Genomic DNA, 21,930 nt, shown 5'->3' on the forward strand with positions numbered 1-21,930 from the left:
ACGCTGCAGGCGCCTGCAAATCGCTGGCGCGGGAGTGGCGTCAACTTGACTTTACGATAGGGGCGGAATACTGGGTTAGCGAGCGTCTACGGGAACGAGGCGATCGCTAACTTCGTTAGTCAGGAGAGTTGCTATGACGTTTGATGAGATGCCAGTAGGTCATACCCGTCAGCATTGCGCGTGCGGAAATTGCGAATGGTGTTGGGAAATGCTTGTGCACTCTGTGTACGAAGAGCCTTTGGACCGAGAGGTGCAAAGCGGCGGATCGGCGGAAGAAAACGGGACTAACGGCGCACCGGGCAGCGTCTATTGCCGACATTGTGCGTTGGTGCTTCTCGACGATAGTAGAAACTGGATTGCTTCCTATGTCCGTACGAGGCTTTTGATTATGTCGACCGACCCGTTACGCATCTCGCGCCACACCGTTGAGGTCGTAGCTCAAGCGGTGCGCGATCGCTTCTTTTCGGATACGGACGCGATATTGAGACGCATACTTGACAGGGCCGCAATGCGCTACCTGCTTGATGGTTCGAGCACGATCATGGCGGAGGACGTTAGGATTGCGCTGCGATCCGTCGAGCCAGCGGACGAGATGTGATCAGTTCAGGATGCTGAGGTGATTTTCTACGGAGTTGCGCGCAAGCGCTTCTGATCAGATTGGCGCGATTGCGAGAATCAGGCCGATCAGCCTTTGGCTGAGAGCTGAAAAAGTTCGGTTCAACGGTCCACAAATTGGCGTGGGCCGTTGATCTGAAAAGTCGTGGCGCTGTCACACGCCAATTGGAATTGGTGCCGTTATTCCATGGTCCCAACTTTTGTACGCTTACGGTTCGCGGTTAGCGGAAACTCCGCGCGCCATTCGTCCTGGGAGATGCATGGCAGTCCCAGCAACTCCGCTACGCGCCTGAACGTGGCCGCGGCGTCCAACAGTTCGCGTTGTGCGATGACCTTATGAGCCAACGCATGCATGGCCTTTTCGGGGGCACCGTTCAGACGCGCTACCGTCAATTCCGTCTCGAAATCGACCGCTTTGTTCAAGACGGCAGCAATCGGCATCTTGAACTGCTGAGCTTTGGCGAAGGACGTCGAGATAGGAAGGCTTGCTTCGACGGACAGCGTGATGCCAGCTTCGCGGGCATAGTCCGTAACCCTCGAGTAGATGTCGTCGCTCCCCGCAGTTGGCGGCGTGTCGGTGGCGAGAATTCGGATATTCGATGGTGACACGCCAGCCTCGCAAATCGCGGTGAGTGTTTCTACAGCAGCGTTTTGTGAGTCGTCGTCCGGGGAGACCGAGACGATGATCGTTTTCATTTCAGTGAGGATCGCGCGCCGCGTCTGGATGAACGCAATCATGGACTGTCGTTCTTCAGGCGAGACGTCAATAATTCCTCCACGCCGAGAAGTCATCATGGTGCAGTAGTGATTTTCCAACGCGTCTTCATTCTCGCTGGGTGCGTTGGCAACTCGATTGCCATACGCATCGAACGGGCCGGGTTTAAGCAAAATCCCTCCCATTTGCGCGTGAAGGAGTTGCGCTGCCGATGCTTGCGCTGTGCTGTTCGAGCTTTGGAAATGTGCCGCAATCAGATGGGTCATTGATTTTCCTTCAGTAGATATAGGTGAGTGCTTGTGTGACGACGCGCGTTATTGCGCGAGGCCATTTACGTGGTCGCTATCGTTGACGAGCGCTTCGCGTCTGGCTCGGCGTCTGCGACTTCGAGCGCGCTGTGACGATTCGAGAGGTTGGTAAGTGCGTAGGCGGAATGCATCCCACTGCCGGTTTTCAATAGGGCGACGAATTCGCGCTATCACCACGGTACGTAAAACCTTGGCGGAGTAGCCTGCGCGGAGGCAGACGAGAAGCACGGCGCTAAGCGCGACCAGCGCATCATCGATATGGCAGTCCTGGTAGTCGAGATGTGTTGCATATGCGCGCAGCGCTTGCTCCGGGATGTCGAGGATCGATGCTGGCAACGGTCCAAGTGACTCGAGGAATTTCTCAAACTTGGCCCATAGTGGTAGTAAGGTACTGATTGCTCCGACACCGCTGTATCGGTTAAGCGTGATGTGAGCTTGCTCTGTGAGTAACGAATGTGGCACGGCTCTTTTCTCCTTCGTGAATAACTATATTTCGCCAGAGGAAGCGTTGGACTACTTATTGGTTAGCAATTTTGGGTAGCTTTTTCCTCCGCGAGTTGATTTGATCCGGCGAGTTCGCGATGATGTCCATTGTTTATGAACGTCGTTGATCACTCGATTTTTCTCGCCGGAGTCGCCTGGTTCTGGCGTTGCCGCTTCCTTGGCACGCGTGCGCGGAACAAAGTCACTAGGCAACTGGATTTTTTCGGGAAATCTGTGGCGAATCTGCCAACAGTAGACTTCGAGAATCATCTTCATTCGCGAGGGACCGTGCCCGAGGCGGTCGGATAGCTGCGTCAACACTTCAACTGGCGGGGTGCCTCTATCAAGTGCTGCATTGGCGAAGTCCACGGCGTAAGTGAATCTCAAACTGTGGCTTGCGAGATCGCGTCGCATTGGCAGTTGCTCGAAGCGGGACTTCAGGCGCGACTTCGCGCTTTTTAAATCGGCGTTGCAACCACTTATCAACTCGAAGTCTCGATCGCAACAGAAATCGATTGCGGCGTTGATCGCCTCAAGTGTTTCGTCGACGTGATCCATCAGCACTTCGGTACGACGCGGCCGCCCATTCTTGGCGCCGCGTTCGATGGGCAGGCGTCGATTCCCCTGCAGAATCAGTTCGCGCCAGGTTTCCAGTGACTTACCGCACATGAGGGCTTCACGCATGCGAAGTCCTAGCCACCGCATCAGGCGGATCACGTGCACGACGCCGTTATCGAGTTTTTGCGCCTCGCAGAGCAGGTCGTTGAATTCCTGTTGCGTGCGGGCACGGTGTCTGCCGTGTCGATCCCGTCGCTCAAGTTGCAGTGTGCGGCTGCGCGTCGAGTCGGACGCATCTTGACCCGCCGTCGTCTGTATCACCGAGAGCGAAGCGCGATAATTGGCCAGGGTGCCTGGCTTCATCGCGCCAGCGACGAGGAACCAGACAAAATGCTCAAGCATCCAGTCTTCGACTTCGTTCACATTCTCCAGCGTGTGACCGGCACGGGCAGCGAAGCGCGAGAACTCGCACCAGTGCAGGCGGCGGTGTTTCTGGGAATCTTTGCTTCCACCTGCGTCGCGGCTCATCTGCGCGGCATGGTTGACGCCCCTTGATCTTCGACCCACGATGCTTCTTTCCTTTGTATGGTTGCTCCGCCTTGTAGCTATCCTCATGCGCCGGCGGCACGCGCGTGAGAGCACCCGGTTGCCATCGGTGTGATGGCGGCCTGTTCCAGGGGAACAGGTGACTAAGCAGACCCAACGAGGGTGCGACGTTCGTCTGCTGGAATTTGTGAGTGAGAAGAGGACGCAGAGGGCGGTTTAGCTGAGGGTCCCCGGTTGATGCCGGTGGAAAGGTCTGCGTGTGTGGAAGTTAGAGCCCGGAGGCGAGTTGAATATCGTGCGTCGCGTAGCGTCGCATTTGATGTTCAACCGCATTGGTGTGCATGCAGCACATGGGCGATGACGGTTCGCGCAAGGGCGAACGCAATGTCGGGCGGATTTCAGGGTGAGAACAGCACACCCAGATCGCGCTTGATGGGGAAGGGTTGATGTGCGCCAGAACGACGCGTGGCAGACCAAAACGCACTATGGACTTTAGCGTCTTGAAATAGAAAGCAAGCCTGCATTTACCCGCGAGCGGATGATCGAGGCGAGCTGTTAACCGGTTGTGCCGGATTCATTTTATGTCTTCGAACGGACGGCGCATCACTCCCGGCACTTTGGCTGGATTGTGAAGCACGAAGCTCGGCATGTTATTTCAGCCCCGAGCAGACAGGAGCAGATACATCGTGTGCATGTAGAGGAAATTGCGCCTGTTGGGAGCACAAGCAGGAATGGCATGCGCAGGTGACGCCGCACGTATTTTCAGAGATATGCGCTGCAAGTTGCAGCGAAAAATAGCGTTTTGTCGAGACGGACTACGGGAGCCGTGCCGGTGGCGGTAAGTGGCTCGTCGGGCAATGCAAGGGAGCCCAACCGAAGTTGTCACTGTTGCAGGGTGCCAGTCAAGCATGGGCATGGATACCATGCCGAGTCGATGCGTCATAGACGCGAGAAAGCGGAGCAACATTACCACGGCGTTCGGCGTTTGAAAATAGCGTTAGTCAGATTTCGGAACCGCCATGAAAAAAGCCCTTATTAGATTCACGTGAGACGTCAAAAGGTACCAAAAAACATGCGTGTTTTCTTCTGGCGCGAGAGTGCCTCAGTGACTAAAGCATAGGTATGCAACGGCTACCCGACGACAAAAGGTCCCCGAGTGATAGCCATCGCTTCAAGTGTGTACGACGGAGATCGGCGTATCGCCCTTGATCAGGAAATGGCTAGTTGTGGCATATGTCCGGGGGAGCATCCGATCCGTGGCAGCGGAACAGACATGCGGGAAAACGGTCGGGCCTGCGTTCAGGACGGCGATCTCGTCCTGTGCCCTTGCGAGACGAATCACGTTTCGGCCAGCGGTGATGCAGGGTGTGGGACGGGTTGAAGTGACGGGTCAGGCGTGCCCCGCCGCGCCTGGCTCCAACAAATTGATGCCTCAGCTTTTCGCACCCGCAAACATCGCCCGCTTCACCTTCTGCAGAGCGCGATAGGGCATCACAAGATGCAGCAGATTCTTGCTGATGCCCGCCCAGTCGCGCCAGTTCAGCACGTTCAGATATCGCGCCTGCAAACGCAGCGTGGACACGATCTGCTTGCGCCGCTTGGTTGCGCTGATGCCTCCTTCGTTCAGCTCGTAATAGAGCCCAAGCTCCGGCAGATTCGCGCAGTCATAGCGCTCCATCAAACGCAGGAACAGGTCGAGATCCTCGGCCGCCGGATATTGCAGACGATAGTTGCCCACATCCAGCACCGCATCGATACGCAGCATCACCGAAGGATGCACGAGCGGCGAGCGCAGCATGCGCGTCTTGCGCAACGTGCGCGCATCAGCGGCGGGGCGCAGCATGAAAAGCGGTTCGCCTGCGCGAGTGACCACTTGCGTCCACGTACCCAGCGCCGCCAGGCGGGGCTCCGCTTCCATCCGCGCACGCTGCTTCACAAGCCGATGGGGCGCAGCAAGATCGCCCGCATCGATACGCGCCGCGTAGCGAAATCCGCGCTCTGCCAGCGCATTCACACCCGCTTCCAGCGCGCGCTCGATGCCGCCGTTCTTCGGCATACGCAGCACTTCAATCTGCATGTTAGGCACGACAGGCGCGACGATAGGCGGCGTGCTGCCGTCATCGACGATCAGCGCATAAACGGGCGCATCTTCCGCAAATGAGGCCAGCGTGCGCTCGACATCGGCTTGACCGTTATAGGCGGGCATCAGCACGGCGACATCGGCAAGCGCGCCAGTGCGAGCCGCGTTCAGGGCAGCGGGGGAATTCATCATGAGGCCAGCTTGAAGCGGATGTAATAGAAGTTCACGCAGGCCGCCGCGAGGTAGCCAATCGCGAGACCCACCAGCGCGCCATACGCGCCCATGCGCGGGATCGCCACCAGATTCACGGCGAACGCCACCGCGAGCGCGAGCAGCCACTTGGCGAGCAGAACGAACTTCGCCTGATACTTGAGCACCACGAGATTGCCGATCGCCTCGATACCCGCAGGCAGCGAAAGCCACACGGCCCAGCGGAAGATGCCGATCGCGCCCGCGTAGTCCGGGCCGAACACGCGATGGATGATGAAGCCCGCGAGCGCGTCGAGCACCAGCGCGCCTGCGACCATCAACGCGGCCGTCATCGCGAAGAGACGCACGAGATTGCGCTTGAGTTGCGCGGCTTCCTGAACGCGATAAACAAACGCCGGCGCGATAGTCTGCGAAAGCATCAGCGCGAGCGTGATCCAGTTTTCGTTGAGCTGCTGCGCGGCGGAATAGCGGCCGAGATCCGCGAAGGAAATCGTGCGTTCGAGCATCAGCCGGTCGAGCTTGAGGAACAGGTACATGCAGATCAGGCCGAGCCAGAACACCGTGCCCGCCGTCGCGAAATGCTTGAAAAGCGTGCGATCCACATGCCAGCCGAGCTTGCCGCCGTGACGGCTGCGGTAATACAGCACGAGCGCCGCGCCGATTGCCGCCGATTCAATCGCCCACAACCAGCCGAAGCTGCCTGGCGTAAAGGCTGCGCGCGCCAGCAGAAACACCAGCAGCGCCTTCACCACGGCCGTACTCATGCTCGCGAGCAATTGCGGCTTGCTATACGTCATGCTCTGCAACCACGCATTGATGACGCCCACGAACGGCTCGCGAAACAGCATCGTCACGGCGAGACCGGCGAGCATCGCGCCCACCATCGGATCGGTCGCGCCCATCGCGATCCCGCCCCATGTCACCAGCAACGCCACCGCCGATACGCCGATGCGCAACGCAAACGCGCTACCCAGCACCGTGCCGGTTTCCTCGCGCGGTTTGTTGACAATGGTGGGCACCAGGATTTCCGCGCCGCAGACCCAGGTGATGGGCGCGAGCACGAGCAGCAGCGTATTGGCATACTGCCATTTGCCGAACACGTCCGGACCGAAGTAACGCGCCAGCACGCCGCTGATGACGATGGCCACGGCGATCTGCGTGATGCGCTCAAGGCCCAGCCAGACGATGTTGCTGAAGGCGCGCGTGACGTCGGGATTGGCGAAGCGTTTGAGGCTCAGCATGCGCCGCCCGCGTCGAACGAAGAACAGGCACGCGGCGTGCGCACCAGTAGGGTCGAACCGGCCGCCGATGCAAAATGCAAAGCGGATTCCGGCGAGCCAGGAATAGTCGCCAAAGCGACCGCCAGAGCGCGCGCGGATTTTGTCTTCTGGAAGAAACGGCGGGGCATTAAAATAGGTGCGTAACCTTCGGCGGACGCCGAAAACCCGCAATTATAGTTTGTAACGGATCCCTCTTTTCGTAACTGCCGGTGCCGTTCCGGTATCAAATCATGTTACGAATAGACCCCCTCGAATTTCCATCGCACGGTGAGCCTCATCATGATTTCTCAATCGATTTTCAAGGCCTATGACATTCGCGGCGTGATCGGCAAGACGCTCGACACGGATACGGCGCGCGCGATTGGCCAGGCATTCGGCAGCGAGGTGCGTGCACAGGGCGGCGACGCGGTGGTGATCGCGCGCGACGGCCGTCTTTCGGGGCCCGATCTGTCCAATGCGCTCGCCGACGGCCTGCGCGCCGCGGGCGTGGACGTCGTCAACGTCGGCATGGTCCCGACGCCGGTGGGCTATTTCGCCGCCAGCGTGCCGCTGAACCTGCCCACGGGCGAGCGCAGCGTCGATTCCTGCATCGTCGTCACGGGCAGCCACAACCCGCCCGACTACAACGGCTTCAAGATGGTCCTGCGCGGCAAGGCCATCTATGGCGAGCAGATCCAGGCGCTGTATCAGCGCATCGTCGATCAACGTTTCGAAACCGGCGCAGGCACGTATGCCGATTACGACATCGCCGATGAATACATCGCGCGCATCGTCGGCGACATCAAGCTGGCACGTCCGCTGAAGATCGTGGTCGACACCGGCAACGGCGTCGCGGGCGGTCTCGCGCCGCGCCTGTTCAAGGCGATGGGCTGCGAACTGGTCGAACTCTTCACGGAAATCGACGGCAACTTCCCGAACCACCACCCGGACCCGGCGCACCCGGAAAACCTCCAGGACGTGATTCGCGCGCTCAAGGAAACCGACGCCGAAATCGGCTTCGCGTTCGACGGCGACGGCGACCGTCTGGGCGTGGTGACCAAGGACGGCGAGATCATCTATCCGGATCGCCAGCTGATGCTGTTCGCCGAGGAAGTGCTCTCGCGCAACCCGGGCAAGCAGATCATTTACGACGTCAAGTGCACGCGTAACCTGGCCAAGTGGGTCAAGGCCAAGGGCGGCGAGCCGCTGATGTGGAAGACGGGCCACTCGCTCGTGAAGGCGAAGCTGCGCGAAACCGGCGCGCCGCTGGCGGGCGAAATGAGCGGCCACGTGTTCTTCAAGGACCGCTGGTACGGCTTCGACGACGGTCTCTACACGGGCGCGCGTCTGCTCGAAATCCTCGCGCGCGTGCAGGACCCGAGCAAGCTGCTCAACGACCTGCCGAACTCCACGGCCACGCCGGAACTGCAACTGAAGCTCGAAGAAGGCGAAAACTTCGCGCTGATCGGCAAGCTGCAGCAGAACGCCAAGTTCACGGGCGCCGATGAAGTCATCACCATCGACGGTCTGCGCGTGGAATACCCGGACGGTTTCGGTCTGGCGCGTTCGTCGAACACCACGCCGGTGGTCGTGATGCGCTTCGAAGCCGACAACGAAGCCGCGCTCGCGCGCATTCAGGCCGACTTCAAGCGCGTGATTCTCGCCGAGAAGCCGGACGCGAAGCTGCCGTTCTAAGTACCGTCGGACGCCGGATGATCAACCCGGCGTCCGATCCGAAGTCCAAGCGGCGCCGTGCGGTTTCCTCCGCCCGGCGCCGCGGCGTTTTGTGGCGTCCGACTTGGGGTGCGAAAGGGTAGGGAAGGCAGTTCCGGTGCTTATATCCGCACTTTTCCCCCGCTTTTTCGCTCAACTCCCTGCGGCGCGCTAAAATTGCGCACCTTTTTAACCCATCCGCCTGAATCAGCCCGAGTTTGCCTTGAGCGTGCAAAAGATCCTTATCGTGCGCGTGTCGTCGCTTGGCGACGTCGTCCACAACATGCCCGCCATCGCCGACATCCGGCGGCGGTATCCCGACGCGCAGATCGACTGGCTCGTCGAGGAAAGCTTCCAGTCGCTGGTCGAACTGGTGCACGGCGTGCGCCGCGCGATTCCGTTCTCGCTGCGCCGCTGGCGCAAACGGTTGCTGTCGGCCGAGAACTGGCGCGAGATCGGCGCGTTCCGCCGGGCGCTGGCCGCCGAGAAATACGACCTCGTGATCGACTGCCAGGGGCTCATCAAGACCGCCTGGGTGGCGAGCTGGGCGCGCGGGCCGCTGGTGGGGCTGGGCAACCGCACGGACGGCGCGGGCTACGAATGGCCCGTGCGCTTCTTCTACGACCGCTCGATCCGCATCGAGCCGCGCACCCACGTGGTCGAGCGCACGCGTCAGCTGGTGGCGGGCGCGCTCGAACTGCCGCCGCCGTCGCCGCAGGACGAGATCGACTTCGGCATCGACACCTATCGCGCCGCGCAGGCGCTGGCGGGCCTCGGCCTGAATCTGCCGGTGCCCTATGTGGTGTTCGTGCACGCAACTTCCCGCGCCGACAAGCAGTGGCCCGACGCGCACTGGATCGAGCTGGGCCAGGCGCTGGTGCGCCGTGGCGCGTCGCTGGTGCTGCCGTGGGGCAGCGACGCCGAGCGCGCCACCAGCGAGCGCCTCGCGCGCGAATTTGGCGAAGCGGCCATCGTGCCGCCGAAGCTCTCGCTGCCCGCGGTGGTCGGCCTGATCGACGGCGCGGCCGCGACGGTGGGCGTCGACACCGGTCTCGTCCACATCGCGGCGGCGCTGAAGCGCCCGACCGTCGAGTTGTACAATTTCGCGACCGCCTGGCGCACCGGCGGCTACTGGTCGCCGAACGTCGTCAATCTTGGCACCGCGGGGCAGCCGCCCACGCTCGCCCAGGTCAAGAGCGCGCTCGCGGGCTTTGGGCTGCTCTGAGGTCAACATCAAGGCGTGGGGTGCGGCAACGTGCTCCAGCGTCTTTGTCGGAGAAGCCTGAGGGGCTGCGGCGCATCAAGGCGCGCCTCGCGGCCCGCACGGTATAAGGGGCGGCGCGCGAAAGTGCGCACCTCGAGCCTCGGGCGCGTTGCGCGCCAACCATGTCGCCGCGCCGAACCAATCCGGCCAACGCGGCCAACGCACCAGGCATCCAGATCCATCGCTTCCAGGGGCGACCATGAACGAATCCCAGATCATCGAAATCACTTCCGCGGACTGGCAAGGGCAATCGTTGCCCATGCCGCGCGAGCAACTGCTCGACGCCGTCGAGCAGGGCAAGGTGCTGTACTTCCCCAAGCTGGAATTCGCCATCGAAGGCGGCGAGCGCGCGCTGCTCGATCCGGCCATTGCCGATCCCAAGCGCAAGAACATCAGCCTCGATCCGAACGGCGGCGCGCTGCATGGCGTGCTCGGCGACACGGTGCAGCAGTCGGCGGTGCGCGCGTTGATCGCACGTTATCAGGCCTGCGCGCGCTCGCTCGTCGATGGCCTGTTTCCCGAATACATCGGCAAGCTGCGCGTCGCACCCACCAGCCTGCGTCTGCACAAGGTGGAAACGCGCGAAACCTCGTGGCGCAAGGACGATTCGCGCCTGCACGTGGATGCGTTCCCGTCGCGCCCGAACTACGGCGAGCGCATCCTGCGCGTCTTCACCAACGTGAACCCCCATGGCGCGCCGCGCGTGTGGCGCGTGGGCGAGCCGTTCGAGGACATGGCGAAGCGCTTCCTGCCCAACATCAAGCCGCAGATGCCGGGCTCGGCGTGGCTGCAGAATCTGCTGCACATCACCAAGTCGCCGCGCAGCGAGTACGACCATCTGATGCTCAACCTGCACGACGGCATGAAGGCCGATCTCGACTATCAGAAGATCTGCCCGCAGCAAACCATCGAGTTTCCGCCGGGTTCGGTCTGGGTGTGCTTCTCCGATCACACCTCGCACGCCGTGATGTCCGGCCAGTTCATGATGGAGCAGACCTTTTTCCTGCCCGCGAAAGATATGGTGCATCCGGAATGGGCGCCGCTCGGCATCCTGCAACGCCTGAAGGGCAAGGAACTGGTTTGATGTCGACGATGAGCGAACGCGTGCGCGGCGTGGTAGCGGAGGCCCGATGCTAAGGGCGATTTATCGCGCGGTCTGGTGGCTGATCGCGCCGCTCGCGGTGCTGCGGCTGATGATCCGTTCGCGGCGCGAGCGCGGCTATCGCGAGCATGTGTGCGAGCGCTTTGGACACAGCGCCGGTCGCCTGCCCGAAGACGATACGCCGCTGATCTGGGTGCACGCGGTGTCGGTGGGCGAGACGCGCGCGGCGCAACCGCTCGTCGATGCGTTGATGGCGGCACGCCCGGACGCGCGCATTCTGCTCACGCACATGACGCCCGGCGGGCGCGCGACCGGCGAGCAACTGTTCGGCGATCGCGTGCTGCGCTGCTATCTGCCGTATGACATGCCGCATGCCGTGCGGCGTTTCCTGCGCGCGTGGCGTCCTTCGCTCGGCCTCGTGATGGAGACCGAGGTGTGGCCCACGCTCATCGACGAATGCAAGCGCGCCGATGTGCCGCTGGTGCTGACCAACGCGCGTATGTCGGCGCGGTCGTTCAAACGCGCGGCGAAATTCGGCGCGGGCGCGCGCGAAGTGTTCGGCGGCTTTACGCGCGTGCTGGCGCAAAGCCCGTCGGATGCGGAGCGTTTGAGTTCGCTCGGTGCGCGCAATGTGGCGGTGCTCGGCAACCTCAAGTTCGATATGGCGAGCCCGCCTGCGCTCGTCGCGCGTGGCCGCGACTGGCGTCGCGCGATCGGCACGCGGCCCGTGTGGGTCGCGGCGAGTACGCGCGAAGGCGAAGAAGAACTCGTGCTGGATGCGTTCGCGGCGCTCAAGGTGCCGGACGCGCTGCTGATTCTCGTGCCGCGCCATCCGCAGCGTTTCGACGAAGTCGCGGCGCTGGTCACCCGCAGGAACTTCACGCTGGAGCGGCGTTCGCAATGGGCACCGGCTGCAACATCGGTGCAAGGGCAGGCGGATGTGCCGCCATTGGCGCAGAACGTGAACGTGCTGCTGGGCGATTCGATGGGCGAAATGGGCGCGTATTACGCCGCCGCCGATCTGGCCTTCATCGGCGGGAGTTTGCTGCCGCTGGGCGGGCAGAACCTGATCGAGGCCTGTGCCGTGGGCACGCCGGTGCTGATCGGCCCGCACGTGTTCAACTTCACACAGGCGACCGCCGATGCGGTGGCTGCGGGCGCGGCGCTACAGGTCCAGGATCCCGCCGAACTCGCGCGCGCCCTGCGCGAACTCTTCGAGGACAAGCCGCGCCGCGTGACGATGGGCGCGGCGGCATCCGCCTTCGCGGCGCGCCACCGTGGCGCGACAGCGCGCACGGTGGATGTCGTGCAGGCACTGGTCGCGAGCGAATAAGCTCGGCTTAGTCGTGCATTGCAGGCTGGCGTTCACTGTGCGTGCGCGCCAGCCCGCGCAATGACATCTCGTCTAAAAGAAATCGATGTAAATCGGGATGCTCGGGTGCAGGGCTTGAAATGAAGCCCGAATTAATTGCAGTTTGCCCCTGTCCTGCGCGCGCTGCGTGCCGTTAACCCGTTTGTGCTGGAAGGGCGGGTTTTCGATTGGTGCTCATTTGCGCGTTTGGCCCTATTTTTAATTGGCGGCGTCGCGATGGAATTCAGGGCTGCTGAGGATCTGTGCTCTGGCACTTTCGTCATGGCGAGATAAGTAGTCCCAGGGACCTGGCGTAGAGCGCCGGCTATCTTTATCGGCGAAATTAAATCCGGCGGATAAAGCGGGCGCTTGCGTATCTTGCCGTCGTCAATCCCGTAGGATCACCGATTTTATTGCTGCCTGTTTACTGCGACGCAACAGTGAAACGTTTGCCTGAAACGCTTGCCTGCCAAGGCGCCAGGTGCTGTCACCGCGCCGCCTGCGAACTTTGGTATATTCAAAAGCTGGTCGATTTTCGTCGATCACTTACACATCTTACTGATCCCCCATCGTGGGGCTGATCAACCACAACGCTAATTAAACGGGGAGTCGGGACTTTGATCATTCTCGGCATATCAGATTCGCACAATGCCGCGGCCTGTCTTTACAAGGAAGATGGCAGCCTCTTCGCATTGCAGGAGGAACGGCCAAGCCGGACCAAAAATTATTTCGGCGTGCCCAAGCGGGCCATCGCCAAATTGCTGGCCGAACATAATCTCACGCCGGACGACATCGACGAGGTGGCGCTGGCCAATCTGACCCCGTTCAAGCCGCGCAACCGCGAACAGACCATCGCGGCGTTTCGCGAGGCGGGTCAATGGAAGGGGCGCGTCAAGGAATGGCTGCGTCATTCGCCGATCTTCGCCGCTGAGCAGAAGCGCCGCCGCGAAGCGCGTATTCGCGCCTACGTCGAATTGGGTTTTCCGGAAAAAAAGCTGAAAACCTACGAACACCATTCCTGCCATGCGGCCACCGCCTACCACGGCAGCGGCTTCTATGACAAACCCGTGCTGGTGATTACTGTCGATGGCGCGGGCGACGGACTCTGCTGCACCATCGGCATCGGCACCGACGGCGCGATCAAACGCCTTTACAGCGTCGATTGGAGCCACTCCATCGGCATGGTCTACGGTCTTGTGACCTACATGACCGGCATGGTGCCCGACGAGCACGAATACAAGCTGATGGGTATGGCGCCCTACGCGTCGCCGGCGGCTGCAAAGCGCATCTGCGAAAAGATGTGCGCGCTGTTCGAATGGGATGAGTCGGGCAAGCCGGTATGGCGGCGTCGTGCCGGGGTTCCGCATGTGATGCACATGCAGAAGACCCTGGAGGCGATCTTCTTCGAAGAACGCTTCGACGCGATGATGGCTGGCGCGCAATTGTTCGTCGAGAACATGATGTGCGAACTGGCGCGCCGCGCGATCGCCGAGACCGGCATCCGCGATCTGGTCTGCTCGGGCGGGGTCTTCATGAATGTGAAGGCCAACAAGATGATCCTGGAGTTGGACGAGGTCAACAGCCTCTATATCTTCCCCTCCTGCGGCGACGAAACCAACGCCATCGGCGCTGCCTATCAAGCCGTGGCGCAGCGCCGCGGCGGCAAGAGCGTGGCCCCGCTCAAGGGCTTCTATCTTGGCCCGGAATGGAGCGAGGCAGCCATTGCCGAGGCGCTGAAGCCGTTGCAGGACGAAGGTTTCGCTACGGTCGACAAGCCCGCCGACATCAATGCGGCGGTGGTCGATTGCCTGACCAATGGCGAAGTGGTGGCCCGCTTTGCCGGACGTGAGGAGTTTGGTGCGCGCTCGCTCGGCAACCGCGCGATTCTGGCCGATCCGCGCGATTCCGCGATCATCCAGACCATCAACAAGATGATCAAGAGCCGCGATTTCTGGATGCCGTTCGCCAGTTCGCTTCAGGCGGAATCCGAAAGCGACTATCTGATCAACGCCAAGGGCACGCCCGCGCCCTATATGATTCTGTCGTTCGATACGACGGAATTGGGCGCGAACTCACTGTCGGCCGGCGTGCATCCCTACGACAAGACGGTTCGTCCGCAGGTCGTGACGCGCGAAGGCAATCCGGATTACTGGGGGCTTATCGATCTGTTCCGCAGCAAGACGGGCGTTGGCGCGCTGCTCAACACCTCGCTGAACCTGCATGGACTGCCGCTCGTCCATTCGCCAGCGGACGCTATCGAGGTGCTGCGTCGCTCCGGGCTGGTGCGTCTGCAAATCGGCCCGTTCCTGGTGACGAAGAACGTCTAGCCTGATTCGCGCAAAAAGGCCCTCTGGCTCAGCAGTATCCAGAGGGCCTTCTTGTGATGCTGGCGGTGGCCGGGAGACCGCCGCCACAATCAGCCGGGAGCATCCTGGCAGCTAGCTCAGGATGGGCTCCCAAGCCGCTTGCGCATGATCGACATCACCGCAGAACGAACCGCATCGGTTTTCGCTTCGAACAGGTGATAGACAAGCGTCGCCCACGCGATCGCCGCAACACAATCCAAAGAAAATTTCGCGAGCAGGACGGGCGTCATGGGCGACATTTGCCACGGCGTATGCAGCAGCGCACACCCCAGAATCAGCAGGGGGAGGTGCGTGAGATAGAGCGAGTACGAGATCTTTGAGGACCAGTCGGCGAATCGGATATAGAACAACGATTTGCACGGCGTCGTCTGGCACTTGACGGTATAGATCAGCGCGCAAACCGCGATCGCGACAGCCAGCTCGGCGAAATACAGCGGCAGATGGAGCTTTTTGACGCCGAGAAAGAAAATAATAAAGAGCAGGCCCGCGATCGAGGCCGCCCAGTTTGCATGTCGCGCGGGAATACGGCGCGGCACTACCGACATTGCAGCGCCGGCTAGCCATGTCAGGAACAAAACGCTGTTGTGAACGCCAATGAGCGAAACGATAACGGCGATGCCGACGCCATACGCCAGCCGGCTGAGCGTATCCGTGCTAAAGCGGATCGCCAGCATGCCCATCGGGAACAGCATGTAGTACCAGAATTCGTTCGCCAGGCTCCACAACGTGACATTAGTGCCAAGCGTGGGGACGAAAATCGTTTGAAGAAACAGGATGTTTCCCGCGATCACGGGAATACTGCGTATCTGGCTCCAATTCTCCGGCAAAACATAAATCTGTCCAGGCGGCGACGAGTAAATACTGCCATTTCCAGCCAGATAATGAAAACCGATCGAATCGATCAGGATGCCGATAAAAACTGCCGGAACCAGCACAACCCACAACCGCACAAGACGTTTGATCAGATAGGACGACCAGTTCCACGTGCCGGTTCGCATGTCCCTCAAGACACTGCCGCCAACGAGGTAGCCGCTCAACACGAAAAAAACCATGACCGCTTCGTCGCCGATGGTCAGTTCATGAAAACCGGTTTTTCCTGTGAGACTGGAGAAAAACAATCCGCGGGCATGGCCAAGGGTGACGATCAATGCCGCGGCACCTCGAATCGCGTCGAGGTGGACCTTTGTCCATGTCGAATGCTGTTGGGCTGAAGATGTCACAATCACCCCGTTCTGCCGTTTGCCCGGTGGTTCAGAGATTGAAATTCCGTCGTTCTGAAACGCCTTGATCCGTAGATGCGACTACGGTGCGTTAGCGAGCCGGGTTTTACTGCATTTTTCTCGATCGTTGCGGCGCACACTATAGTTGAAATTGACGCGCCGTACATCTGCCAAACGTTTGCCGCCATAAAACTCCTTAATTGAGTTTTCCGGCTGTCATCACGTGGCCGATATCGGATCGGGCGCAGAGGTCGAAAGGCGGCAAAACTTTGATGTGAAGCGCGTACCAGAAGCGGGCGTTCCGGCCAGCGGACTGCAAGCATACCTGACGAATATGACGTGATCGAATCGTTCGGGGCGGCCCACGGGAAACAGGCGCTGGATCAGCCTCGCTGATCCAGCGCCGACGCGCGAGCGCATGGTAGCACGCCCGAGGTGGCGCAAATCAATCCAGCCGAAGAGAGCAAAAGAGGATAAAAGAGGGTCAAGCGTGCGAGCGGCTATCGTCGACGAATAAACCTCGTCGTTCGATAAACGCAATCACCTGTTCGAGACCGTCGAGCGCCTTGAGATTGCACATCACGAAGGGCCGCTCGCCGCGCATCTTTTTTGCATCCGACGCCATCACGTCCAGATTCGCGCCCACCAGCGGCGCGAGATCGGTCTTGTTGATCACCAGAAGATCCGATTTCGTGATGCCAGGGCCGCCCTTGCGCGGAATCTTCTCGCCGCCTGCCACGTCGATCACGTAGATCGTCAGATCCGATAGCTCGGGACTGAAGGTGGCCGCGAGATTGTCGCCGCCCGATTCGATAAAGACGATGTCCGCATCCGGAAAGCGCGTGAGCATCTGGTCGACGGCTTCGAGGTTGATCGAGGCGTCTTCGCGGATCGCGGTGTGCGGGCAGCCGCCCGTTTCCACGCCCATGATGCGCTCGGCGGGCAGGGCGCCCGCGACCGTCAGCAGGCGCTGGTCTTCCTTCGTGTAGATGTCGTTGGTGATGGCCACGAGGTCATAGCGCTCGCGCATGGCCTTGCAGAGCATTTCGAGCAGCGTGGTCTTGCCGGACCCAACCGGGCCGCCAACGCCGACGCGCAGCGGCGGCAGTTTCTTGGTGCGTTTGATGTTCATGAGTCGTGCGATGCAGGTGCGGATGAGTTCAGGTGCGAATTCAGGAGCGGAACAAGCGCGAATACTGCGATTCGTGCCGCGCGGACAGAATGCCGAGTTGCGGTGCAAAGGTATTGAGCGAGTCGGGCGGCGTAGCGAGTGCACGCGCGACCGCCTCTTCGATCTTTGGTCGCAGCGCCACCACGATGCGCTGCCCCGCAAGCTGGCCGAGCGGCACGGCCTTGAGCGCCGCCGCCGTCTGGTTCTCGACCCAGCTGAACGCGTAGGCCGCGAGCGTGGCTTGTGCGCTCGCATCGTGCGCCCAGGCCGCGAAGGCGAAGGCGGTGGGCTGCGCGATGGGCGTCATGCGTTCGAGCGTGGCGCGCCGTTCGGCATCGCCCCATTCAAGTTGCGCGCATAACTGACGCAGTGACCAGCCCATTTGCGCGGTCTCGCGCCGTAGCTCCGCCGATTCGCGGCTGGCGATGAATTCCGCGTTGGCTTCGATCAGCGCCTGCGCGGCCGGTGCATCGTGCGTGCGCCAGCGTTCGAGCTGATGCGCGATAAACGGCAATTCGCCGGGCGCGAGCACATGAGCGAGGCCGTTGGCGATCCAGTGCGCGACATCGTCCGCCTGAGCGAGCAAGCCGACGTCGATCGCCGCTTCGAGCCCCTGCGAATAGCTAAACGCGCCGATCGGCAGCGCGGGCGACGCCAGATGCAGCAGCGCCGTGAATTCAGCGATGTTCATGGCTGTGGTCGTGAGCGTGGCCGTCGCAGTGCGCGTGATCGTGGCCGCAGTCGTGGTCATGAGCGTGCGCGTGGTCGTGCGAATGACCATGATCGTGCGAATGCGCGTGACCATGATGCTCGTCGAACACGCGCTGCGCGAGCGCGTAGTCTTCGGCGAAAGTTTCGTCGTGACCATGCTTATGGCCGCCGCCGAGGTGACGTCCATACGCTCCCGATTCCGGCTGGAACGACAGTTCCGCTCGCTCGACCAGAGCGCCAAGACGCTTGAGCATGTCTTCGAGCACCGGATCGGCTTCGAGCTTCAGTTCATCGACGTCCACTTCCACGGGCGTATGACGATTGCCGAGGTGATAGGCCGCACGAGTCAGCGTAAGGCGATCGTGCGCGCGCACGCGCAGCACGCTTTGCGCTGCCGCGACCACGCGCACGAGGCCGCCATCGTCGGCGACGAGCATGTCGCCTTCGCGCAGGATCGTGCCGCGCGGCAGCACCACGCCCACTTCTTCGCCGCTGTCGAGCGTGGCCGCAAAGCGGCTCTTGCAGCGCATGTCGTACGGCAGCGTGAGCGTGGGGGCGCGTTTCACCAGCACGCTGGCGAGCTTCGCGGTGAGTCGTTTGTCGATCGTACGCATATCAGTGCTTCAAAACTTGAGGGCGGAACTCAGAACAGGAAATAGCGCTGCGCCATCGGCAGGACCGTGGCGGGCTCGCAGGTCAGCAATTGTCCATCGGCGACGACCTGATAGGTCTCGGGATCGACGCTGATCGACGGCTGCCACGTGTTGTGGATCATGTCCGCTTTCGTGACGTTGCGGCAGTTGCGTACCGCCACAATACGCTTTTGCAGGCCGTAACGCTCGGGCATGCCTTTGTCGAGCGCGAGTTGCGAGACGAAGGTGAGCGACGTCTGCGTCAGCGCGCGCCCGCGCGTGCCGAACATCTCGCGATAGTGCACCGGCTGCGGCGTGGGAATCGAGGCGTTCGGGTCGCCCATCTGCGCGAGCGCGATCATGCCGCCCTTGAGAATCAGCGAGGGTTTGATGCCGAAGAACGCCGGGTCCCAGAACACCAGATCGGCCCATTTACCCGGCTCGATCGAACCGACTTCGTGCGAAATGCCGTGCGTGAGCGCCGGGTTGATCGTGTACTTGGCGACGTAGCGTTTGGCGCGGAAGTTGTCATTGCGCGAGCTGTCCTCCGGCAGCGCGCCGCGTTGCACCTTCATCTTGTGCGCGGTCTGCCACGTGCGGATGATGACTTCGCCCACGCGACCCATTGCCTGGGAATCCGAAGAAAGCATCGACAGCGCCCCCAGATCGTGCAGGATATCTTCGGCGGCGATGGTTTCGCGGCGGATGCGCGATTCGGCAAACGCGATGTCTTCGGCAATCGACGGATCGAGGTGATGGCAGACCATCAGCATGTCGAGGTGTTCGTCGAGCGTATTGACGGTGTAGGGGCGCGTCGGGTTGGTCGAGGAGGGCAGCACGTTGGCTTCGCCGCAGACCTTGATGATGTCGGGCGCATGGCCGCCGCCCGCGCCTTCCGTGTGATACGTGTGGATCGTGCGGCCCTTGAATGCGCCCACGGTGGCTTCCAGGAAGCCTGATTCGTTGAGCGTATCCGTGTGGATCGCCACCTGCGTATCGGTTGCGTCCGCAACGCTCAGGCAGTTGTCGATGGCAGCGGGCGTCGAGCCCCAGTCCTCATGCAGCTTAAGGCCGATAGCCCCGGCGGCGATCTGCTCTTCGGCGGGTTTGGGCAGGCTCACGTTGCCCTTGCCGAGAAAGCCAAGGTTGATCGGCCAGCCGTCGGCGGCCTGCAGCATGCGCTCCATATGCCACGGTCCCGGCGTGCAGGTGGTGGCGTTGGTGCCCGTCGCGGGACCGGTGCCGCCGCCGAGCATCGTCGTCACGCCGCTAGCGAGCGCTTCGTCGATCTGCTGCGGGCTGATGAAGTGAATGTGCGTATCGATGCCGCCCGCCGTGACGATCTGACCTTCCCCCGCGATTACTTCCGTCGACGCGCCGATCGGAATCGTCACGCCAGGCTGCACGTCCGGATTGCCAGCCTTGCCGATCTTCCAGATACGTCCGTCCTTGATACCGATGTCGGCCTTCACGATGCCCCAGTGATCGAGGATCACGGCGTTGGTCACGACGGTGTCGGCCACTTCGGCGTGCAGGCGCTGCGACTGGCCCATGCCGTCGCGGATCACCTTGCCGCCGCCGAACTTCACTTCGTCGCCATAGACGGTATAGTCGCGCTCGATCTCGATGAGCAATTCGGTGTCGGCGAGACGCACGCGGTCGCCGGTCGTGGGGCCGAACATCTCCGCATAGGCGCGGCGGCCGATCTTCAAAGTCATATCGGATTCCTGATGAATTCGAAACGTAATGCGGGCGCGCCGCTCAGAGCGGGCCCATCACCTTGCCGCTGAAGCCGTAGACGGCGCGATCGCCCGCAAGCGCCACCAGTTCGACGGTGCGCTCCTGGCCGGGCTCGAAGCGCACGGCGGTGCCCGCCGCGATGTTCAGGCGAAAGCCGCGTGTGGCTTCGCGGTCGAACGCCAGCGCGTCGTTGACTTCGTAAAAGTGAAAGTGCGAGCCGATCTGCACGGGCCGGTCGCCCGTGTTTGCGACCGTGACGGTGACGGTTTCGCGGCCCACGTTGAGTTCGATTTCGCCATCGTCGATGAGCATTTCGCCGGGGATCATGCGCGCGCCTCAGGGAATCGGATGGTGGACGGTGACGAGCTTGGTGCCGTCGGGGAAGGTGGCTTCCACCTGGATATCGGGGATCATTTCGGGCACGCCTTCCATCACGTCGTCGCGCGTGAGCAGCGTGGTGCCGTAGTGCATGACCTCGGCGACGGTCTTGCCGTCGCGGGCGGCTTCCATCAGCGCGGCGCTGATGAAGGCGACGGCCTCCGGGTAATTGAGCTTGAGGCCGCGGGCGCGGCGCCTTTCGGCGAGCAGCGCGGCGGTGAAGATCAGGAGCTTGTCTTTCTCGCGTGGCGTGAGCTTCATCGTTCTGGGTCTTGGGCGGTGTGCTGGGTGCTGGGTCCGGGTCGTTCTCCAGCGCGCGAGCCAGCGAGGCTGATGCGAAGCGAATACGCGCGCCGTCCAGTTGGGTGCCGGATCAGCTTACGGGAGGCAGGTTACGGCCAGCTTGCAGTCTCGCGCGCAGCGCGCGAATCAGTGCAAGCTGACAGCAAGGGTTGTGCCAATGAAGGGGACAGCGCGAATGCACCAGCTGCGATGCGTTTGTGCACCGCATTGGCGATGAAATGGCGGGTTGTCGTGCGTGAGCGCGGGGAAGTGCGCCGAAGTGGTGCGCTACGTTCAGGTTGTCCACAGGCGCAGCGGCGCGCCCTTGACGCCGTGCACGAACGGCCGCAACTGCGACCAGCATTGCGCGAGCGTGTTCTGTAAAGGCTCCATCGAACGCGCGACCACGCGCACGAGCAGCACGCCCGGCGCGACGCAGCTCGCGCCCGAACGCAACGCGTCGTCGAAGGGCAGCGTCGCGGCCAGGTCCTGCGCGAGCGCGTCGTTGCACGCCGGGCCGATTGCCCACAGCACGCCAAACGCCGGATAGCCTGCAAGCCCCTGCGGCGCGTCGCGCAGCGGATCGGCAGCGTCGATCAGCGCGCGCTCGAACCACAGCAGTTGCTCTTCGGCGAGGGCTTCTGCGGCCTCTTCGGCATGAGGCGTCGCGGTGCGAACCACGCGCGTGAGCGAGCGCACCATGCCCGCAGACCAGCGCTCACCGGCTGCCTGACGGCCCAATTGCATGGCGTCCCAGCCGATGGCTGTCGCGCCTTCGGCGAGCGTCAGCGAAAAATCCAGTTCCGCGTGCGCGTGATCGAAGACGAGATTGTTCTGCGGCAGCCAGTCGAACTTCGCGCCTGCGCCCACGCGCACGTGGATGCGCTGGCGGGCGGTGCGGCCATTCGACTTGTACCACTTGGTTGCGCCCGGCGTGGTGATAACCGCGTGTGCGCCATCGCCCACGTTCACGTCGATGTCGAGCCGGTCGCCGCCCGCGATGCCCGCCGGCGGGTGCACGATTACCGCGTGGCAGATCGCGTCGCCTTCGGGGTAGAGCGGTCGTTGCACGCGCAACGGACCGGCATGCAGACGATGCGTGAGCGCCGTACGCGCCTTCTGCAGCTCGAAGCCGAGTTCGAGCTTCGCAGCCCATTCGGGCGGCGCGGTATGGCGAAGGGGGGTGTTGGCGAGCGCGGCGTGGTCTTCGTGGAGCGACATGCGCA

Annotated in this window: 18 protein-coding genes and 1 pseudogene; 7 read left to right on the top strand and 12 right to left on the bottom strand. The window is 61.9% G+C overall.

Annotated elements, in window-relative coordinates; translation table 11 throughout:
* The first annotated feature begins 133 nt into the window (after nt 1–133).
* Nucleotides 134–598, top strand: coding sequence for a hypothetical protein (locus tag F3J17_RS19825; protein ID WP_167062404.1), 465 nt, complete (start codon nt 134–136; stop codon nt 596–598).
* A gap of 197 nt (nt 599–795) precedes the next feature.
* On the opposite strand, the gene F3J17_RS19830 is transcribed toward F3J17_RS19825, so the two are convergent.
* Nucleotides 796–1,596 (bottom strand): hypothetical protein, encoded by an 801-nt coding sequence (locus F3J17_RS19830; RefSeq protein WP_167062406.1) that lies wholly within the window; start codon nt 1,594–1,596, stop codon nt 796–798.
* Between the two features lie 555 nt (nt 1,597–2,151).
* Nucleotides 2,152–3,207: an integrase domain-containing protein gene (locus F3J17_RS19835; protein WP_167062409.1), complete on the bottom strand. Its 1,056-nt coding sequence runs from the start codon at nt 3,205–3,207 to the stop codon at nt 2,152–2,154.
* 1,159 nt (nt 3,208–4,366) lie between these two features.
* Here F3J17_RS19835 and F3J17_RS36615 point away from each other — a divergent pair.
* A pseudogene (locus F3J17_RS36615) lies at nt 4,367–4,606 on the top strand (PAAR domain-containing protein); the annotation flags it as partial.
* A gap of 51 nt (nt 4,607–4,657) precedes the next feature.
* On the opposite strand, the gene F3J17_RS19840 reads toward F3J17_RS36615, so the two are convergent.
* Both F3J17_RS19840 and F3J17_RS19845 read right to left on the bottom strand, forming a co-directional pair.
* Nucleotides 4,658–5,494, bottom strand: a complete 837-nt coding sequence (locus F3J17_RS19840) for a glycosyltransferase (RefSeq protein ID WP_167062843.1) — start codon at nt 5,492–5,494, stop codon at nt 4,658–4,660.
* The gene (locus F3J17_RS19845) at nt 5,494–6,756 is read right to left on the bottom strand and encodes an oligosaccharide flippase family protein (protein ID WP_167062412.1); all 1,263 of its coding nucleotides are present in this window, start codon (nt 6,754–6,756) and stop codon (nt 5,494–5,496) included. Before F3J17_RS19845 ends, F3J17_RS19840 begins: the two co-directional genes overlap by 1 nt.
* Nucleotides 6,757–7,074: 318 nt before the next feature.
* On the opposite strand from F3J17_RS19845, the gene F3J17_RS19850 reads away from it, so the two are divergent.
* The 5 genes from F3J17_RS19850 to F3J17_RS19870 all read left to right on the top strand — a co-directional run bounded on the left by F3J17_RS19850 (nt 7,075) and on the right by F3J17_RS19870 (nt 14,531).
* Nucleotides 7,075–8,469: a phosphomannomutase/phosphoglucomutase gene (locus F3J17_RS19850; protein ID WP_167062415.1), complete on the top strand. Its 1,395-nt coding sequence runs from the start codon at nt 7,075–7,077 to the stop codon at nt 8,467–8,469.
* Between the two features lie 241 nt (nt 8,470–8,710).
* On the top strand, nt 8,711–9,712 hold the full coding sequence (gene waaC, locus F3J17_RS19855) for a lipopolysaccharide heptosyltransferase I (RefSeq protein WP_205194876.1): 1,002 nt from the start codon (nt 8,711–8,713) through the stop codon (nt 9,710–9,712).
* Between the two features lie 238 nt (nt 9,713–9,950).
* Entirely contained in the window at nt 9,951–10,835 is an 885-nt protein-coding gene (locus F3J17_RS19860) for a Kdo hydroxylase family protein (protein WP_167062418.1), read from the top strand.
* Between the two features lie 46 nt (nt 10,836–10,881).
* Entirely contained in the window at nt 10,882–12,186 is a 1,305-nt protein-coding gene (gene waaA, locus F3J17_RS19865) for a lipid IV(A) 3-deoxy-D-manno-octulosonic acid transferase (protein WP_167062421.1), read from the top strand.
* 635 nt (nt 12,187–12,821) lie between these two features.
* Nucleotides 12,822–14,531 (top strand): carbamoyltransferase C-terminal domain-containing protein, encoded by a 1,710-nt coding sequence (locus tag F3J17_RS19870; RefSeq protein ID WP_167062423.1) that lies wholly within the window; start codon nt 12,822–12,824, stop codon nt 14,529–14,531.
* 116 nt (nt 14,532–14,647) lie between these two features.
* On the opposite strand, the gene F3J17_RS19875 is transcribed toward F3J17_RS19870, so the two are convergent.
* The 8 genes from F3J17_RS19875 to F3J17_RS19910 all read right to left on the bottom strand — a co-directional run bounded on the left by F3J17_RS19875 (nt 14,648) and on the right by F3J17_RS19910 (nt 21,925).
* The gene (locus F3J17_RS19875) at nt 14,648–15,796 is read right to left on the bottom strand and encodes an acyltransferase (RefSeq protein WP_345891221.1); all 1,149 of its coding nucleotides are present in this window, start codon (nt 15,794–15,796) and stop codon (nt 14,648–14,650) included.
* Between the two features lie 478 nt (nt 15,797–16,274).
* Nucleotides 16,275–16,922 (bottom strand): urease accessory protein UreG, encoded by a 648-nt coding sequence (gene ureG / locus F3J17_RS19880; protein WP_167062429.1) that lies wholly within the window; start codon nt 16,920–16,922, stop codon nt 16,275–16,277.
* A 40-nt stretch (nt 16,923–16,962) separates the two neighbouring features.
* Nucleotides 16,963–17,652, bottom strand: coding sequence for an urease accessory protein UreF (locus F3J17_RS19885; RefSeq protein ID WP_167062849.1), 690 nt, complete (start codon nt 17,650–17,652; stop codon nt 16,963–16,965).
* Entirely contained in the window at nt 17,639–18,286 is a 648-nt protein-coding gene (ureE, locus tag F3J17_RS19890) for an urease accessory protein UreE (protein WP_167062432.1), read from the bottom strand. Before ureE ends, F3J17_RS19885 begins: the two co-directional genes overlap by 14 nt.
* A 29-nt stretch (nt 18,287–18,315) precedes the next feature.
* Nucleotides 18,316–20,022, bottom strand: a complete 1,707-nt coding sequence (gene ureC / locus F3J17_RS19895) for an urease subunit alpha (RefSeq protein WP_167062435.1) — start codon at nt 20,020–20,022, stop codon at nt 18,316–18,318.
* Between the two features lie 43 nt (nt 20,023–20,065).
* Nucleotides 20,066–20,371, bottom strand: a complete 306-nt coding sequence (locus tag F3J17_RS19900) for an urease subunit beta (protein ID WP_167062438.1) — start codon at nt 20,369–20,371, stop codon at nt 20,066–20,068.
* Nucleotides 20,372–20,380: 9 nt separating this feature from the next.
* A complete protein-coding gene (gene ureA, locus F3J17_RS19905) occupies nt 20,381–20,683 on the bottom strand; it encodes an urease subunit gamma (protein WP_017773123.1) in 303 nt (100 codons plus the stop codon).
* A 315-nt stretch (nt 20,684–20,998) separates the two neighbouring features.
* Nucleotides 20,999–21,925 carry an urease accessory protein UreD gene (locus tag F3J17_RS19910; protein WP_167062441.1) on the bottom strand — a complete coding sequence of 309 codons (927 nt, stop codon included), beginning with the start codon at nt 21,923–21,925 and terminating at the stop codon, nt 20,999–21,001.
* Between the last annotated feature and the right edge of the window lie 5 nt (nt 21,926–21,930).

The organism is Burkholderia sp. Ax-1719, assembly GCF_011753055.1.
Classification (GTDB): domain Bacteria; phylum Pseudomonadota; class Gammaproteobacteria; order Burkholderiales; family Burkholderiaceae; genus Paraburkholderia.

Bases quoted from the DNA above. Each gene is read 5' to 3' on its own strand.
- F3J17_RS19825 (WP_167062404.1), top strand. From the start codon at position 134: ATGACGTTTGATGAGATGCCAGTAGGTCATACCCGTCAGCATTGCGCG.
- F3J17_RS19830 (WP_167062406.1), bottom strand. From the start codon at position 1,596: ATGACCCATCTGATTGCGGCACATTTCCAAAGCTCGAACAGCACAGCG.
- F3J17_RS19835 (WP_167062409.1), bottom strand. From the start codon at position 3,207: ATGAGCCGCGACGCAGGTGGAAGCAAAGATTCCCAGAAACACCGCCGC.
- F3J17_RS19840 (WP_167062843.1), bottom strand. From the start codon at position 5,494: ATGAATTCCCCCGCTGCCCTGAACGCGGCTCGCACTGGCGCGCTTGCC.
- F3J17_RS19845 (WP_167062412.1), bottom strand. From the start codon at position 6,756: ATGCTGAGCCTCAAACGCTTCGCCAATCCCGACGTCACGCGCGCCTTC.
- F3J17_RS19850 (WP_167062415.1), top strand. From the start codon at position 7,075: ATGATTTCTCAATCGATTTTCAAGGCCTATGACATTCGCGGCGTGATC.
- F3J17_RS19860 (WP_167062418.1), top strand. From the start codon at position 9,951: ATGAACGAATCCCAGATCATCGAAATCACTTCCGCGGACTGGCAAGGG.
- waaA (WP_167062421.1), top strand. From the start codon at position 10,882: ATGCTAAGGGCGATTTATCGCGCGGTCTGGTGGCTGATCGCGCCGCTC.
- ureG (WP_167062429.1), bottom strand. From the start codon at position 16,922: ATGAACATCAAACGCACCAAGAAACTGCCGCCGCTGCGCGTCGGCGTT.
- F3J17_RS19885 (WP_167062849.1), bottom strand. From the start codon at position 17,652: ATGAACATCGCTGAATTCACGGCGCTGCTGCATCTGGCGTCGCCCGCG.
- ureE (WP_167062432.1), bottom strand. From the start codon at position 18,286: ATGCGTACGATCGACAAACGACTCACCGCGAAGCTCGCCAGCGTGCTG.
- ureC (WP_167062435.1), bottom strand. From the start codon at position 20,022: ATGACTTTGAAGATCGGCCGCCGCGCCTATGCGGAGATGTTCGGCCCC.
- F3J17_RS19900 (WP_167062438.1), bottom strand. From the start codon at position 20,371: ATGATCCCCGGCGAAATGCTCATCGACGATGGCGAAATCGAACTCAAC.
- ureA (WP_017773123.1), bottom strand. From the start codon at position 20,683: ATGAAGCTCACGCCACGCGAGAAAGACAAGCTCCTGATCTTCACCGCC.
- F3J17_RS19910 (WP_167062441.1), bottom strand. From the start codon at position 21,925: ATGTCGCTCCACGAAGACCACGCCGCGCTCGCCAACACCCCCCTTCGC.